Consider the following 15,860-nt stretch of genomic DNA (forward strand, 5'->3'; position numbering starts at 1 on the left):
TTCTATTTATTTTAAAGGTTTTGGAGAGGAAGAAACTCAATCAAAATTCCTTCCTCTCTGGTTTAAGCTAAGCTATAGTCCATGGGGTTTCCCTAAGAACTTAAGCTTGAAGAATCCTTAGCGACATTTGGAGGATCAATTTTAACCAAAACAATACAGATAATCGTAACAATGGGAAGAAGAACCATTTGAATTAAGGTGCCCGTTGACCAGCCAAAGGCTTGAACGAGAGTCCCCAAGAGTCCGCCCGCAAACCCTGCAGTCAGGTAATGGGCACTGGAGGCTATACCTGAAGCTTTGCCAACATGATTTCCCGGCACTACTTTCTGGGTAAGGGCGTAGATGTTTACGAACAGGAATCCACTTCCAAAGGCGCCCATAAAGAAGCTCGAAACAGCCTGGTGCCAGGGTACTGTCAGAACATTAAACATCAAGTAGGCATTAGCCATGGAGCCGACAAGCGCGAACAGGAGTATTTTCTTTTCGCCGTACTTGTCTGCCAAATACCCTGAAATTATTCCGGTAAAGGCGCCGATACCGTAAAAACCATGGGCAAACGCTGCATCGCTTGCCGAAAAGGTCAGAGCTGACTTGAGAAAAGTAGGGTATAATCCGTTATAGCCAAAATTGGAAAAGCTGATTAATCCATTGGCGATGGCCAGGAGAATTAGATTTTTGCTGATCCAGCTTGATGCACTGGTCCCGCTTTCTGCTATTGGAGCGGAAGCCACGGGAGCCTTCTTAGTTGTTGAGGCTTCTTTCGCAAATTCAGTAAAATCTTTGGGCAGAACGAACCATAGTATCACCGCAAAAACAATACCGATTATGCCAAAAACGTAAAATGGAAATCTCCAGCTATTCGAAGCGGTGAAAAGCTGAACACCAATAACCGGCCCTAAAAATGCCCCCATACCATAAGCTGCATTTAAACCACCAATGGCCAGATTTCTTCTTGAAGCAAAAACAACTCCTGCTATAGTAAACAGAGCGGTTTGTTGCATTGCTTCTCCGACCCCGGTAAGAATCCGGAAGGTTCCCATATCGATAAAGCCAGTTGAAATTCCAATAGCTATAGTGAATAAAGAATAAACTAATATTCCTGCGATCATGACTGTCTTACGGGCCCATTTGTCCAACATATATCCGGCGAAAAACCCGGTAATTCCAAAGCCTACCGCAAATATAGTGGAAAGAAGTCCCCCTTGTGCTATGGTTAAACCTAATTCTTGATTTATCGACTTTACCAGATTGGCAAACACTTGCCGATCCATGGCATTAACGATATAGGACGAGGCCATAATAATATACAGCGTGATGGCTGCACGGGAAGTTAACCGTTTTGATATGCTTTCCATCGGAATCCCTCCATCAAAATAACTAATTTAACGGATTTAAGATCATGACCTGATTTAGGCTACTCTTTGCTAGGACTCTGCGACTGAACAATCTTAATGTTTTGTCATCTCCGCTTCTATGTAAATCCCACTCATGTACCCCCTTTCTCAAACCCAGGTTAAGTATAACCCATGGCAAATAGTAAAGAACCAGTGTTTTATAGTCTGTTGGCAACAAATATAACTCTGATTTTCTGTGAACTGGCACCAATAAGATTATCTTCATGGGTCTCTCCGGGGCTGTGTCAAAACTCAACTGAAAAAATCGAAGTGGGTGCATATAACCAAAGACGTCCTCCCTTCACTGTAATAGTGGGGGGCAGGACGCCTTTTTTAAAGATTATACAAGCAAAAGCAGGGATGCTTTAAATAATGGTTAACCCGCGGGGATGTTTGGTCAGGCGTTTGGCGCCGCCGGCAGTCACCACATAATTATCACCGATCTGAACGGAAGCTCCCTTAGCCTTAACTGTGGGATGAATAGCAAGGTACATGTTCTCTTTGAGTTCCATGTTGTCAAAGGCATCGAAATAGGGGCGCTCGACAAGACCGTAGCCCTGTCCATGGCCGCACAAACGGGTTTCAGGATCAAATCCGTTCTTGGTAAGCCATTCATTGCACGCCTCAAATACCTCGTTACCCTTTACGCCCGTCTTACACAAATCCGCTAAATAATCCTGAATCTCAATCCCGGCCGCCATAACCTCCAGCATTTCAGGAGCAGGCGCACCAACATTGAAATAACGGTGCAGGTCGGCATAGTAACCTTCCATTGTCGGCACCTCAAACAACACGTTCAGAGCGTCCCCCTCCTCAATGATCTTATTCTGATAATGAAGGGGGAACATAGGACCTGCAAGGCGTGAAGAGCAGACGAAGAGGTTGGAGAGGTACTCATCCGCACCCATTAACATGGCAAGGCGATAAAGATCCGCACCAAACTCACGCTCCAGACGTCCCGCGTAAACAAGGGACGGAATCGCATAAGCAGCCGCATCGTGTAAGTCACAGGCAGCCTGCAGAAAGCGCAGCTCTTCTGCTGATTTGACAGCGACAAGATAGTCAAACTCATCGGTGACATCGACCGTCTCAATTCCTGGCAGTCTTTTAATCAGATTATTATAGAAACCTACTGTAATAAGGTTCATGCCGATGAACCCCAGCCTCCGGCACCCTTTCTTTTGGATCACTTCCACAGCCTTTTCAGCGGCAAAGGAATCAGCGTAACAGGCATTATTGAAAACAGGAATGGCAATGTTGTTGGTAAGACCGACTTCCCATGGTATGGCTTTGCCCCCCGCTCCGCCATGGCTGATCATGGTCATACCGCCTTCTTTGTCAAAAAGCAGGTAGGTGTAATGAAGCGGGCGAACTTCAGCAAACCAGCGGACATATTGACAGAGTACCCCGTCATTGGCCTGAGTAACAAGATAATCCAGCCCACGCTCCTTCATGAACTCCCTGGCCAGATTCCAACGGCGCTGCATTTCCTGCTGAGAAGGTCTGCCCTGATAACGGACATTATGTTCAATTTTAACCATAAGTAATTCTCCTCCTTATAATTTTATATATTCCATCGCCTTTAATACTGCATCCGCGGCTTCTAAGGTGTTGGCGCTGCCACCCATATCTTTGGTTCTGGGACCACTTGTCAAAAGATTGTGCTCCATTGCTTTCAGTATGAGTTTGGCACCCATGCGCAGGGCCTCGTCACCGCCATCGTTGCCAAGGGTATCCATCAATAAACTGCCGGTGAGTATGCTGGCGAAAGGATTAGCAAACCCCTTGCCCACCGCCCTGGGAAAGGTACCATGGTTGGGACGGAACTGGGGGGTCACCCCGCCGATATCGGCCGTGGGAGTAAGACCCATTCCGCCGGTAATATAGGCACCGATATCACCAATAATATCTCCAATCATATTCTCACAGGCGATGACGTCGAAGCGGTCAGGGTCCTTAATCAGATGCTCGGCCAGAGCATCCACCTGGGTGAAGTGCAGTTCAATGTCCGGATAATTGGCGCTGACTTCCGTGAAAATCTTGCGGTAGAAATCAAAGGAGGTAACATTTCCATGCTTATTGCCCAGGGTTACCATCTTTTTGCCATCCTGGCGGCGGCCGTCGCGCCCCCGGGCAAGATTGAAGCAGGTTTCTGCAAATTCTTCAGTCCTCTTCCGAGTAACAACGATGGTATCGTAAGCAGCATCATCACCGATCATATGACCGGGGTGGATATAAAATCCTTCCGCCAGCTGACGTACAAGAAGGACATCCATCTCCTCTTTATTCTTGAGAGGGCAGTCCACGCCCTTTAAGAGCTTGAGCGGGCGCAGGCCGATACTGTTCCCCATCCCCCCGCGTAGAAATTGAAGAACCTGCATGCCGACTTTGTAGCCCGGATATTCGGTCTTTGCCATTTCTACATCATAGTGACCTGCTGAGCCGCAAAACATGGCATCGGCCTTTGCCACCTCTTCCCCCAGGTTGTCCTGGCACATCCTGCCGTTTTTAACTGCGTACTCGACTCCTGCGTCATAATACTGGAACTCCAGTTCAAATCCGCCAAGAATCTCCTGAGCCTTTTCCATCGCTTTTGCGCCCAGGGGGATTACTTCTTTTCCCACTCCATCCAAAGGGATAACGGCTATATTGTATTTTTTCAAAGCGGCTTTCCTCCTTTTAAGTTATCGAATAACATCCTAACTTTCGCGCCTTAATCTCCCTGGCTCTCTCCTTTCCAAAGGAATCCGGATCAATCTACATCGATGTTTAATCTTCTGCAATGAGTTTCTCTATAAAATAATAGTTTCCTTTGTGAAGATACCACAAAGGTTCAGCCCATTTTTTGTCTAGCCTTATTGGCCTTCAACATTTTACCGATACCACTGGCACTCTGGATAATCCGACAGATAAAAAAGGCTTATTCCAAGATACCGCCGGCAATCTTAGAATAAGCCTATAAGCTTTCCCTCATTTAATTTTTCTACTGATTAAGAGAATGTTTTAAGTACGACTCCAAACCGGCCCGGGTTTGAGTGGCAACGATATCCCCTGCCTTCTCTGCCTGGCCGGCTTTGATCGCCTCAACAATGTCCCGATGCTCCTGAAAGGACTCCATCAAGCGCGAGTAGTCATAGCTGAAAACTGCCCGCGCCCGGTCCGTCCTGACGGTAATGGAGTCAATCAGCTTTGTCAGCTGCTCATTGCCGCAGGATTCATAAATCGTCTCATGAAATTCTCGGTTCAATACACCATAACGCTTCGAATCTTCCTGATCCACGCATTCCTGCATTTTTGCCAAAATATCTTCGAGTTTTGCTATAAATTCCGGAGTTACTAGTTTGGTTGCACATTTTGTTGCTTCAGATTCCAGGATAACCCTTATGTCAGTAAATTCCCGGAAATCTTTTTCCGACAAACGGCTGACCACAGCTTCAGTATGGGCGGTCAGATCGATTAAGCCTTCCGCCGCTAATTGCTTGATGGCTTCGCGCACCGGGCTCGGGCTTACGCCTAGGTCGCTGGCCACTTTACTCAGGACAATTTTCTCACCGGTTTTAATATCGCCGGATACAATAGCTTCCCGAAGGGTGCTATAGATCATTTCCGTTTTGGTTCTCCAATTAATTTGGGTATTAATAATTGGCATTTTTCCACCTCAATTCATCAATTCAAAGCTATGCAATATATTATATATGATTAATGGCGTTATTCCAACTTCTTTTATGTAACCGATTCATTTTAAGATTTCCTTTAGAATCCATTTGAGATACGTCTTAAACCTTATGACTGCCGGCCAGTCAATCCGCATTTGGCTTATCTGGACCCTTTTTCAATCCGGTAGTATAATCATAGTATTGAGCTCTATTTAAATTCTATCCTCTTAAACCATAAGCGTGATGCTGATTCACCCTAAAATAAACCATAGAAGGAACATCAGACAATGGATAAAGCAAAGCTAATCGACCTCATTAAGACTAACCCCAATGCCCTGGTCTATATCCCCAATCCCAGCGATGAGTTAAAGTTATTGGCCGTACAGAAAAACGGCCTGGCTTTGAAGCATATTGAGAATCCCACCCAGCAGATGCAGGAGTTGGCCCTGGCCAACAACAGCCGGGCCATTCAATTTATCGATGACCCTACGGAAGAGATGATGAGCAAAGCCATCCAGGATAGCTGGGTTAATTTAGAGTATCTTCAGCACCCCAGTGCAACCATCATCAAATTGGCCATCGCTCAAGCCGGCTGGGCGATTAAATATGTTAAACATCCCAGTGAAGAACTGCAGCTCCTGGCCGTGGGCAGGCATTACAACTCGATCAAATTCATCAAAGACCCTTGCCCCAGCGTCCAGGAAGAAGCCGTCCGCATCAGCCCTGATGCCTTAAGATATATTGATTCTCCCACTCCTCAGGCTGAGCTGCTGGCGGTCAGAAATCATGAAAGCGCTATCGCCTTTGTCAAGGATTTGAGCAAAGAAAAAATCCTTCGATTTCTGGGCGTCAATTTCCTTGTGATCAAATATGTGTTGAACGACATCACCCAAGCCGAACTGGAACAAGTCCTCAAGGAGACCTTGGCCCAGGAAGATGTAGGAGAAAAATACGTGCGGGATTTTCTCAATTCCAGCACCATCCACAAAAACAGCGGCCAGATGGCTCTGGACAAGCTCATGTTTATTTATCACTATGGCAGTAAAAAAGCAAAAAAAGTAGCTGTAGATGAAAAACTGAAGGTATAGGAGATGGAGCCTTTATGAATTACAACGACACCTTAAAAAGTGTGGACCTGGTCCTGGCTACGGGAGAGGTCCCTTTGATCATCGGGGAAAGCGGCATCGGCAAAACAGCCTTAGCCAAGGAACTGGCTCAGCAAAACCAGTGGAGCCTGGTGATTATCAACGGAAATCTCCTCAAAGAAGGTGAAATCGGCGGTCTGCCGACCATAGAATCCTACGTCGTCAGGGAGCCTGAGCCGGTTAATCCCCTGTCCGCCAAAGCAGCCAAAACCGCAAAAAACGCAGAAAATGAGCAGGACATTCCCCTGGAAAGGAAAAGCACGGTCTATGCCGTTCACCATAAGCTGCGGGAGATCGATGAAGCCATCGCTCGGGGCAAAACCGTCCTCTTGTTTATTGACGAGATCAACCGCTGTGAACATACGGTCCAGCAGGAATTGATGAATCTCATCCTCAACCGGGAAATCAACGGCTACACCTTACCTGAAGGAGTTAAAATCCTGGCCGCCATGAATCCGTCCAGCAAATACGGCTCGGATTTCGATTACCAGGTGGTGGATATGGATGCCGCCCAGGAAAACCGCTTTGTCTGGTTGACCATGGAACCTGATCATAAGCAATGGATCGATTGGGCCATCGGGGCCGGGATTGAGTCCAAGGTGATTGAATTTATTTCCACCTTCCCTGACTATCTGCACAAGATCAACGAAGATGATCTCAGGGCCACCCCCCGCAGCTATGAACGGATTTCCAGCAGTTATAAGATCTATCATGAGAACAAGGACTCTATCCCCCGCTCCGTGTTCTTGAATGTGGTCAAAGGCAATGTGGGACGGGTAATCGCCGAGGAATTTGTCAGCTTTGCTGAAGCCGATTATGCCCCTCTGCTCTCTTATGACGACGTCTTTTCCGGGACTTCCCTGCCGGAATCCCTCCAGGACAAGGTCAAAGACGAAAGCCATACCCGGCTTTACCTCTCCGCCAGGAATATTCTCAAAACCCTGGAATCCCATCTTAGCAAGACTCCTGCCAATGCTCCTGACGATGCCCAGTCCTCTATGGATAGACTGGTGGCGTTTTTAAAGCTCTACCCGGTGGATTTAAAGATCGGCATCATGAAGGATATTAGAAACAGCTACCCGGAAATCTATCGGCTAGCCATTGAGAATGAAGGCTTTGTCGATTCCTATTTCGAATCCTATGGCTCCCTCAGGTGATCCTGATGATGAGTCAATTTGAAAACCAGTCTCAGAAGCTTTACGAACAAGCAACCCTGATTATGGAGGAATTTTATCGCTCCCAACGCCAGGGACATCAGGCGGTCATCCACCTTCCCCAGGAATTCAAGGATGGGTTCTTCAGTCTTGTGGATCAAGTCAATCTCAGTCTGCTGGAGGACAAGGACAATTTCTACAGCTATTTTTTAATGCAGATGTCCCGGGAAATCCGCTTTGATATCACCAGCCCTACGGGTGTGAATTTCCAAGGGGCATATTATGTGATCCATTTTAACCCCATGCTTTTCCTGAGTCTCAATCTCCGGCAGATGGCAAGCACCATCAAGCATGAAATACTCCATATCCTCTCCGGCCATTTATGGCGGGCCAAAGCCCTGCAAGGCCGCTACAGCACTTTAGCCGTCAATATGGCCATGAATATCGTGGTCAATACCTATTTGGATTATCTTCCTCCCTATTCCGTGACCTTGGAATGGGTTAATGTCCATTATGCTTTAAAGCTTCTCCCTTTTAAACCTTTCGAATATTACGTGGAGGAAATTCAAGCCGCCCTGGACTTGCTGGCCGCTGACGAGGCTGCGGAAGCTGAACACGATGGGGATGAAACGGATGACTCTAAGGATGCTGAAGAGCCCAACGAACCTGAGCAGAACCATGATGCAGGTGAAATAAAAACAGCCTATGATCCGGAGAGAACCCATGACCTTTGGCAAGAGTCCAGTGCTGCCGATGAACAGACTCTTCGGGAATTCACAGAAAAGTTTATCGCTCACGCCCAAAAAGGCGGCCTTCCCGGTTATCTGGAAAGCATACTCTCCTCTTTGAGAAACAGCCAGGGGGAGCTGCCCTGGAATCTTTATCTTAAACGGCTGGTGGGGACGGTTCCCAGCGATATTAAAAAAACAATTACTCGCCGCAACAGAAGACAGCCTGAGCGCTTGGATTTAAGAGGCCAACTGAGGAGTCATCAAGCCAAAATTCTCGTCGCCCTGGATATCAGCGGCAGCATCAGCGATCAGGAATTTAACCAAGCCATCAAAGAAGTTCTGGCCATCGTGAAGAATTACAATCATGAAATCACCATCGTGGAATGCGATAGTGAAATCAGGCGGACATATAAGGTTAAAACGGTCCGGGATGTTCAGGAGCGGCTCAAAATCCGCGGCGGCACCCGCTTTACCCCGGTTTTTGAGTATGCCAATGAGCATAAAATCAACTTATTGATCTATTTTACCGACGGTCAAGGCGAAGAAAAGCTCCAGACCATCCCCCGGGGATATAAGACCCTCTGGGTCCTGTCCGGAAGAGGAAAAGAGCTTTCCTTAGCCAAACCTTATGGGGCGGTGAAGAAGCTGAAACAGGTGGAAGTCAAAGATGATTCATTGAATATGGGTGATGTGAAGCGAGAAGGGTTTTCCATGCAGGATCAGGAGAGGTTTTATATGTGAGGACTGAAAGCACCTCGTTTATATTGTCTTTATTTATTTTACCCCAAAGAATACCTGACCGGAATAATCCACTCCTGCATCGGGTTCTGGCTCGAACGTCATATTGATACTTTGGAAAAGTATCTTCAGCTTATACCCGTCGCGGTTTACCTCCAACGTCATTTCATCAGGAGGCAACTCAGATTTATGTTCCTCCCCTACTCCGGACAGCCTTTCGGCAAATTCATACAAGCCGGTACTGATCAGTTCGCTGCCCGTGGCGTCTTGAATCGATAGTTTAACCTCTGCTTGGGATAATCGTTCCACAACCAGCTCATAGGTTTTCTCTTCCAACATAAAAGAAACGGTCTGAGAAGTTATATCCTTCTCATAGCGATTGGAATGAAACTGAAGGGAAATATCATAATCGAAGATATTAATCGGAACTCTGGTATCAAGGAAAGCTGAGAAATACCTATACTCATTCGTATAGTTGGGGTAAGTTGCCGCGAAACCAAACGTTTCTCGCATATCATCATAAATAGCAAAATCTTCCGACAGCCATTCAATATATTCCAGCGAACTCTGCCTATTCAAATAGCTTAAAATATTGGTGGTCTCAATTTTGGTGTTTTCGGAAGCATTAACTTTAGGGGTAAGCTTACCGTCAGCTAAAATTCCTTCTCCTTGCAGAATGCCTTCCAATCGGGTAATCTGACTTACTCTCGAGACTGTAAAGGCATCAACCGGTGGCAGTATGGAAACAATAGCAAACCCTGCAGCGAGCAGAGCAATAAAACCATTCTTCGTAAGAGGCTTCAGGCTGAGTATCAACCCAATCACAATGGAAAAGACGCCGAATAGTGCCACATAATACCGAGATTCTGTTATCCCATAGGCATTCAGGCGAATACCCACTGAAATCATCTGCATGATGACTATGGGGATAAGTATCTTCGGAAACATCTTGCGGTAAAGTAGTGCAAAACGATTTTCAAGGAGGCTTACTAAAATAAACAGAATTATACCCACTGCAGAATAGATAAGCACCATCGGCCCGAGCTGACCCACCGGCCATTTCATTGTAACGAGAATCTTAATGAAATACGCGAATAGCACCAGGCTGTATATGCCGACCAAGGGAACCAGAATATAGGATACGAGTATTTCTAGAAAACGGGGATAATATTCCGCGCGCTGCATAGCATCAAAGTCATACTCTTCCCTGGAGTGGAATTTGGGCAGCAAAGACAAGTAATAAAGCGGTGCGAACATAACCCAGATAAAAGCCATCGTATAGGCGTACGCATCATTATTAATATCAAACAATAGCATATCTACCGCCGCCAGAATCGCGGCGATACCGGCTGAAAGTACCGCAGAATAGAGAATAGAGGTGAAAAATCCTTTGAAATGAATCAAAGCAACTTTATCAAAATTTGTTTCCCCTTTAAAGGAGGGCACCCACAGGATGGCACACAGCATGGCAAAAACAGCTACAAAGGTACGCACAGTTATTTCAGCGCTAAGTTCCGGAGCCGGCAGTATGATCAAAAAATATCCTGCGGTTAATACAAGTGATAGGGCATAAACAGCAATTGGTTTATGCGCCAGCTTTTCAAATCTCTCAATGGAGAATTGAGCGAGCATTCCGATAAATGCTCCTACAGCTAATGCATAAGCTACCTTATTAATATACAAGGCCGGATTGAATTCAATATAAATCGTGTACCAAACAATCCCTGTAGCTCCGGCCAGGCAAAATACTGTAAATGGAAAACGGGATACTGCCTTATACAGTCCCTGTAGAAAAAGTTTAAACACCTCTTGCCAGTTTTTCACTTTTATGCTCCTTCATTCCATATTCTCTACCTTCAGTATAGCACCATTATGTGACGAAAGTGTCCGGTGGACAGTTTCGGACACACATTAACTGATGAGTAGGCCCCAGATCAAAATGTGTGGCTGCATAAGAGCAACCAAGGACTTCGCCTTTCTGGATGCGTGATTAAAAGGCAAACTTGACAGCCTCGTTCATATCAGTGCGAAGACAGTGTCTTCGGGCGAAGCCGGGTTTTCTTTATCAAAAGCATCCTATCCTCCGCTCACCTCAATCTGACAGATCTTCATGGCCTGCAGGGCGTTTTGGTGCCCTGCCCAAGTCGCCCCTGCACAACAGGATGAGTCAACAACAATCGGAATCTCCGGCATTTTTGCTTTCAAAATCAGGGCATTGGAAATAACACAGATATCCGTACAAAGGCCGATCAGCTCAATAGACTGTATTTCCTTCATCCCTGCCATCAATTCAGCAAGCTCGATTGAACCGAAAGAAGGCTTTTCAATCACCTGACATCCGCTCACATAGACTTTTTGGGAAATTTCCCAGCCGGGCGTCCCTTTTATACAATGCTCTACAGGCAGCTTTTGCCCTTCTTGTGTCTGCAGATAGGCCTCAGTATGAGTATCTTGTGTATAAAGGACCGTGTCACCGGCAGCTAAATAACTGTCAATTTTCCCTTTCACTTTATCAACGATTTTTACAGCTTCCTCCGTACCAAGGGCTCCATCAATAAAATCATTCTGCATATCAATGACTATGAGAACCTTCATTCTTGAACTCCTCCCTACTCATTGCTTTTTCTAAGCTTACTTTTTCGCAAAAGTATTTGCAAGCTCTGGCTCCTCCCAAGGGCAAGGTTTATCTATCCACTATTCTCTCGATAAGAAAAACAGCTAAAACAAGGATAGCCGCCAGAGTTAAAGGAATCTCCAGAACAGCAGTTGTAAAATATACATTGCCTAAGATCACTAGGCCGCTGACGATAGAGGCAGCTAACCAAAGCTTCAAAAATGAGGTTACCTTCTTTTTCTTCATCGTGTTAAAGGCGGTCTTAGAAACATAATAGTAGATCGCAATGGCTGCCAAAATGATGATTACTGCATTAATAATATCTCCTATTGTCAATATAAGTCTAAAATTCTTAGTCTCTGCCCATAAATTGGTGATTAGATTTTCCGCCAGGGCTATAACCCCTAAGACCCCTAAGGATTTAAGAAAGATGGCTATAAACTCTATTATTCTCTCTTTTAGAGTTTTCTTCGGCATGGCAGCGATGATTTCATCACATACTTCTTTATAATCACCTCCCATGATCTTTTCAATAGTGTCCCCCCGCTGCTGACCATCTAATATCATATGGATAATATCTTCTCTGACACTTTCCTGATTATAATCGATCATGTTAGAACTTCTAATATAAACAATCATATTTGTATACACTTCTTGGTTTTCCTTGAAAATTCCCTTTTCCCGCAGGTTATTTCTCTTCAACAGTTCCTTCGCCTTCTTCAACTTCCTCCACCTCCATAAACAGCTGATTTATAGCATACTCAAGCTCTTGCCAATTTTCCTTAAACTGGGCCAGAGCAACGATCCCTTTTTCCGTCAAATGATAGTATTTCCGTGGTGGTCCACTATTGGACTCTCGCAGGGTTGCCTCGATCATCTCCCCTTTCTGCAAACGTAAAATAATCGGATATATGGTGCCTTCCGATATGGCTCCAAATCCGTATTTCTCCAATTGCTCCGAAATCTCATAAGCATAGGTTTCCTTTTTGCGTATGATTTCCAGGATACAACCTTCTAACATTCCCTTAAGCATTTGTGAAGGAATCATAACAAGCCCCCTCAGGTATCTTGCAATACATACTACTGTTATATTGTATTGCAAGATACTCAATCTGTCAACCCAATCCCTTCTTGAATGAAAAATTAACTGTATAACTCCTTCTCCCCTTGTTAGAAGCAGAAGATTAACCTGGTGATCTATATTTACTGACAACCAAGACGGAAGAAAAGCTCCAGACCTTCTCCCGAAGGTATAAGACCCGCTGGGTCCTATCCGGGAGAGGAAAAGAGCTTTTCTTACCGAAATTATATGAAATTGTGTGGGGAAGCTGAAGAATGTTGAAGCGAAAGATATGACGTTGAAGATAAGTGATGCGAAAACAGAAGGATCTGCCAGGCAGGCTCAGGAGCGGCCGGACAGTTGAACCTCATGGTCGGTTTTACTCTGCGGGCGCTGGCCGGGCTTGAGCAGCAGGGTAACCAGCATCCCGCTGATGATCAAGGCGCTGCCTGAGATTTGCTTCATCCCGATCACATCACCGACAAGGAGCCAGCCGAAAACGCCGCCGAATACCGGTTCCAGGACAAAGATCAAGGCCGCCGTCGTGGCTGTCAAGTAACCCTGAGCCCAATTCTGTACAGCAGTATTGACCGCCGTGCCAAACAGAATGGCGAAAAGAACCAACCCCAGCAAAGCGGGTGTGAATTGGACCGCAGACAATCCGGGTTCGGTAAATACGGCCAGGACCAGGGAAAAAATTGCTGTGACCCCGATTTGGATAATGGCCAGGACCATCGGATCATGTTTGCTGGCAAAGCGGCTGATCAAGACCATACTGACGGCAAAGAAAACAGCTCCGACAAAAACCAGCAGATCACCAAAGCCGATGGTAAAGTCCCTTTCCAGGCTTAACAGGGCAAGGCCTGCGGTAGCCAGGCACACTCCAAGGATCATGTTGTATCTTGGCAGGCACTTGCACAAAAAGGATTCCATAACGGGTACCAATACCACATACAGCCCCGCCAGAAAACCGGCTTTGGACGCCGTCGTGTAATTAAGACCCATCGTCTGCAAAACATAACCACAGGCTATGGCTAAACCAATGAGCACCCCTGCCTGGAGGGTTTGCTTCGGAATATGCCTCAGGCGCTTATGAAAGCAGATGGCTAAGACAAGAAAAGCTCCGGCAAAGCGCAAGAAGGTATAGTAATTAGGGGTAATGTCCGCCATGATCAGCTTGCTGACGGCAAAGCTGGCTCCCCAGAGAATGGTGACAAAGAGTATACCCAGCTCAGGTTTGTATTTCATACATAGGGTCTGCCTTTCATCGAATGATGGGAGAATTAAAAAGCGTCAGAACTAAAAGGCTTCTTTAAAAATTTGATAGACAGGGGCACCTTCACATTCTCTGGGAAAACCAATGCCCATCAATGCCGCAATGGTTGGTGCAACATCGACCTGGCGGATCACACGCTCCGTCTGATAGCCCTGCTTGATTCCCTGACCCGCGGCGATGAAAATAGGCGATACCGAGGTATTGGTGTACCCCCAATAAGTAGGTAAGCTATCCCCATGGACACGGCTGAAACCTTCTTCAATACAGAAAAAGATATCGCCGCAGTCTTTGCCGTTAACCCCCAAGATGGCCGCTTCTTTATCACGCATCGCGATGGAAACGATGCGTTTTCCCGTTTTCGGGTCGCGATAATTGTAAAGATCATCGATGATCTGTTCTTCCAGTGCGTACTTCTGATCAGGATCAACGATACCGTGCTCATAGCGGTCTTTAAGATTGAGATAGATCCAATGGGCCCTGGAGTTGATGGCTTTGGTCTTTGACCAGTCAACATTCCTTAAGGATTCGCCATTTTCATCCTTCTCCAATACGGTATAACCCAATTCTTCCATGACACCGGTGGTGACGCCGCTGCTATCCCCTAATACCGGCGGAATTCCTTCGCCGACGATCAAGCCGTGGTCTGAGACGATCAATACGGTATAGTCTTCGTCTAAATAATGGAGAAACTGTCCCAGATAGCGGTCCGTCTGCCGATAGAATTCCTCAATGAAACCCTGGTATTGTTTTTCATCGGTATGTGCCCATTCCGGTTGATTTTTAGCGCAATGCCATAGCTGATGACCACCACAGTCTACATTATGAAGATGGCTGAACACCAAATCGTATTGGTTTTCGGCGATCAGATGATTTAAAGCTCTGGCCTGCCACTGGCAATAAATCTCCCAGGCCGGGATAAAGGCATGTTCGATCAGTTCGGGATTTTCCCCTCCGACCAGACCTACCGGCGGCACCAGACCGACATTTTGGATGACCTGCTGGTAAAGAGAGGGCGGGGACCAAATATCATCGTTGGCAATATCTAAAGCGGCGCTCATCCAAAAACGCACTTCCGAGCCATCCTCAGCTAATTCCAGGACCTTAAAGGCTCTGCTGCCTTGGTAGGTTTTTTCGTCTTTCTGAATGGTGTCCACGATATCCCCGATCATTTCACCACGCTTGACCACCACCAGGGGCTGGGTGTCCTTTTTGGAACGGTAGAGGGCTACCCGGTCATAGGTCCCGTCTTCCCCTTTTAAAATGAGGGCCGGCCGTCTCAGGAGACCATCGGAAGTCAAAACTGTAAATTCCTTGGCCCCTTCCGGTGCGTCAGCCCAATTTACGGCCTCTTTCAGAGGTGAGTTCACCACATCATAAGCGATGCGGCACCCCACATAAAGCTCTGTATCTTCATAGGTCATGATATAGGTTTTCATATCACGCCCATCGGTAATTTCGCCGCTGAACCAAAGGTCGGCGCTTGTTTCCTGGTTCTCTTTTTCCCCAAGCAGATCGTTGAGATCGGTGATGATACAGCCCATACCCTGAGCACGCTCCATCCTAGGAACGAAAACAACCTCCTGGATATCTTCATTGGCCACCACGATCCGCTCCCAATCGATACAGGCAACGGCCATGTTGACGGATTCCGGCTGGGTGCCGTCCACCACATGAAGGTTAGGGCTATCGGAGGTCGGAGGCCAGGAGCTGCCGGGCCAGTGCCATACCAGGGTCTTTTTGCCGGCGGCGGCTGCCGTATTCCAAAGGGGTTCGGCTTCACAGAATTGCGAGTTGAGATTATAGGTCACTGCATCCAAGTTTTTGCGGGATTGCCGCCAAAAATCGGTGATGCCATGGGTACCGGGATAAGAGCCTGTTGCCAGGGTCGTCCAGCAAGGAGGGGTTACGGTAGGAATGGCTCCCATCAACACGAGATCCTCGCGAGCGGAACCACGTTCGATGAAGGCTCTGATATTGGGCAGTTTACCCTCGTCTACCAACTTTTTTGTGATTCTGGGGTCCATACCATCAATACCAAGGACAATGACTTTTTCACTTGTGCTGCCTCTATTCATGATTCGACCTCCTATTT

Annotated in this window: 13 protein-coding genes; 3 read left to right on the plus strand and 10 right to left on the minus strand. The window is 46.6% G+C overall.

Annotation, left to right across the window (positions count from 1 at the left end; all coding sequences use genetic code 11):
• Positions 1 to 92 precede the first annotated feature (92 nt).
• The 4 genes from BUA14_RS03650 to BUA14_RS03670 all read right to left on the minus strand — a co-directional run bounded on the left by BUA14_RS03650 (position 93) and on the right by BUA14_RS03670 (position 5,043).
• A complete protein-coding gene (locus BUA14_RS03650; protein WP_072771332.1) occupies positions 93 to 1,355 on the minus strand; it encodes an MFS transporter in 1,263 nt (420 codons plus the stop codon).
• Between the two features lie 404 nt (positions 1,356 to 1,759).
• Entirely contained in the window at positions 1,760 to 2,935 is a 1,176-nt protein-coding gene (locus BUA14_RS03660; protein WP_072771334.1) for a M24 family metallopeptidase, read from the minus strand.
• Positions 2,936 to 2,950: 15 nt separating this feature from the next.
• The gene (locus tag BUA14_RS03665) at positions 2,951 to 4,057 is read right to left on the minus strand and encodes an isocitrate/isopropylmalate family dehydrogenase (protein ID WP_072771335.1); all 1,107 of its coding nucleotides are present in this window, start codon (positions 4,055 to 4,057) and stop codon (positions 2,951 to 2,953) included.
• Between the two features lie 320 nt (positions 4,058 to 4,377).
• Positions 4,378 to 5,043: a GntR family transcriptional regulator gene (locus tag BUA14_RS03670; protein WP_072771336.1), complete on the minus strand. Its 666-nt coding sequence runs from the start codon at positions 5,041 to 5,043 to the stop codon at positions 4,378 to 4,380.
• 294 nt (positions 5,044 to 5,337) lie between these two features.
• Here BUA14_RS03670 and BUA14_RS03675 point away from each other — a divergent pair, with 294 nt between their 5' ends.
• The 3 genes from BUA14_RS03675 to BUA14_RS03685 are packed head-to-tail and all read left to right on the plus strand — an operon-like array spanning position 5,338 to position 8,821.
• Positions 5,338 to 6,138: a hypothetical protein gene (locus BUA14_RS03675; RefSeq protein ID WP_072771337.1), complete on the plus strand. Its 801-nt coding sequence runs from the start codon at positions 5,338 to 5,340 to the stop codon at positions 6,136 to 6,138.
• Positions 6,139 to 6,152: 14 nt separating this feature from the next.
• On the plus strand, positions 6,153 to 7,352 hold the full coding sequence (locus BUA14_RS03680; RefSeq protein WP_072771338.1) for an ATP-binding protein: 1,200 nt from the start codon (positions 6,153 to 6,155) through the stop codon (positions 7,350 to 7,352).
• 5 nt (positions 7,353 to 7,357) lie between these two features.
• Positions 7,358 to 8,821 carry a vWA domain-containing protein gene (locus tag BUA14_RS03685; protein WP_072771339.1) on the plus strand — a complete coding sequence of 488 codons (1,464 nt, stop codon included), beginning with the start codon at positions 7,358 to 7,360 and terminating at the stop codon, positions 8,819 to 8,821.
• 33 nt (positions 8,822 to 8,854) lie between these two features.
• On the opposite strand, the gene BUA14_RS03690 is transcribed toward BUA14_RS03685, so the two are convergent.
• The 6 genes from BUA14_RS03690 to BUA14_RS03715 all read right to left on the minus strand — a co-directional run bounded on the left by BUA14_RS03690 (position 8,855) and on the right by BUA14_RS03715 (position 15,843).
• A complete protein-coding gene (locus BUA14_RS03690; RefSeq protein ID WP_072771340.1) occupies positions 8,855 to 10,642 on the minus strand; it encodes a DUF4153 domain-containing protein in 1,788 nt (595 codons plus the stop codon).
• 252 nt (positions 10,643 to 10,894) lie between these two features.
• The gene (locus tag BUA14_RS03695) at positions 10,895 to 11,413 is read right to left on the minus strand and encodes a cysteine hydrolase family protein (RefSeq protein ID WP_005814019.1); all 519 of its coding nucleotides are present in this window, start codon (positions 11,411 to 11,413) and stop codon (positions 10,895 to 10,897) included.
• Between the two features lie 88 nt (positions 11,414 to 11,501).
• Complete coding sequence (locus tag BUA14_RS03700) at positions 11,502 to 12,155, minus strand: hypothetical protein (protein ID WP_072771341.1); 654 nt, start codon at positions 12,153 to 12,155, stop codon at positions 11,502 to 11,504.
• The gene (locus BUA14_RS03705; protein WP_072771342.1) at positions 12,121 to 12,480 is read right to left on the minus strand and encodes a PadR family transcriptional regulator; all 360 of its coding nucleotides are present in this window, start codon (positions 12,478 to 12,480) and stop codon (positions 12,121 to 12,123) included. The genes BUA14_RS03700 and BUA14_RS03705 overlap by 35 nt, the downstream gene beginning before the upstream one ends.
• Before the next feature lie 354 nt (positions 12,481 to 12,834).
• Positions 12,835 to 13,740 (minus strand): DMT family transporter, encoded by a 906-nt coding sequence (locus BUA14_RS03710; RefSeq protein WP_072771343.1) that lies wholly within the window; start codon positions 13,738 to 13,740, stop codon positions 12,835 to 12,837.
• A 51-nt stretch (positions 13,741 to 13,791) separates the two neighbouring features.
• The gene (locus tag BUA14_RS03715; protein ID WP_072771344.1) at positions 13,792 to 15,843 is read right to left on the minus strand and encodes an alkaline phosphatase family protein; all 2,052 of its coding nucleotides are present in this window, start codon (positions 15,841 to 15,843) and stop codon (positions 13,792 to 13,794) included.
• Between the last annotated feature and the right edge of the window lie 17 nt (positions 15,844 to 15,860).

The sequence above is a fragment of the Desulfitobacterium chlororespirans DSM 11544 genome, from assembly GCF_900143285.1.
In the GTDB taxonomy this organism is placed as follows: Bacteria; Bacillota; Desulfitobacteriia; order Desulfitobacteriales; family Desulfitobacteriaceae; genus Desulfitobacterium; species Desulfitobacterium chlororespirans.

Bases quoted from the DNA above. Each gene is read 5' to 3' on its own strand.
- BUA14_RS03650 (WP_072771332.1), bottom strand. From the start codon at position 1,355: ATGGAAAGCATATCAAAACGGTTAACTTCCCGTGCAGCCATCACGCTG.
- BUA14_RS03660 (WP_072771334.1), bottom strand. From the start codon at position 2,935: ATGGTTAAAATTGAACATAATGTCCGTTATCAGGGCAGACCTTCTCAG.
- BUA14_RS03670 (WP_072771336.1), bottom strand. From the start codon at position 5,043: ATGCCAATTATTAATACCCAAATTAATTGGAGAACCAAAACGGAAATG.
- BUA14_RS03675 (WP_072771337.1), top strand. From the start codon at position 5,338: ATGGATAAAGCAAAGCTAATCGACCTCATTAAGACTAACCCCAATGCC.
- BUA14_RS03680 (WP_072771338.1), top strand. From the start codon at position 6,153: ATGAATTACAACGACACCTTAAAAAGTGTGGACCTGGTCCTGGCTACG.
- BUA14_RS03685 (WP_072771339.1), top strand. From the start codon at position 7,358: ATGATGAGTCAATTTGAAAACCAGTCTCAGAAGCTTTACGAACAAGCA.
- BUA14_RS03695 (WP_005814019.1), bottom strand. From the start codon at position 11,413: ATGAAGGTTCTCATAGTCATTGATATGCAGAATGATTTTATTGATGGA.
- BUA14_RS03705 (WP_072771342.1), bottom strand. From the start codon at position 12,480: ATGATTCCTTCACAAATGCTTAAGGGAATGTTAGAAGGTTGTATCCTG.
- BUA14_RS03710 (WP_072771343.1), bottom strand. From the start codon at position 13,740: ATGAAATACAAACCTGAGCTGGGTATACTCTTTGTCACCATTCTCTGG.
- BUA14_RS03715 (WP_072771344.1), bottom strand. From the start codon at position 15,843: ATGAATAGAGGCAGCACAAGTGAAAAAGTCATTGTCCTTGGTATTGAT.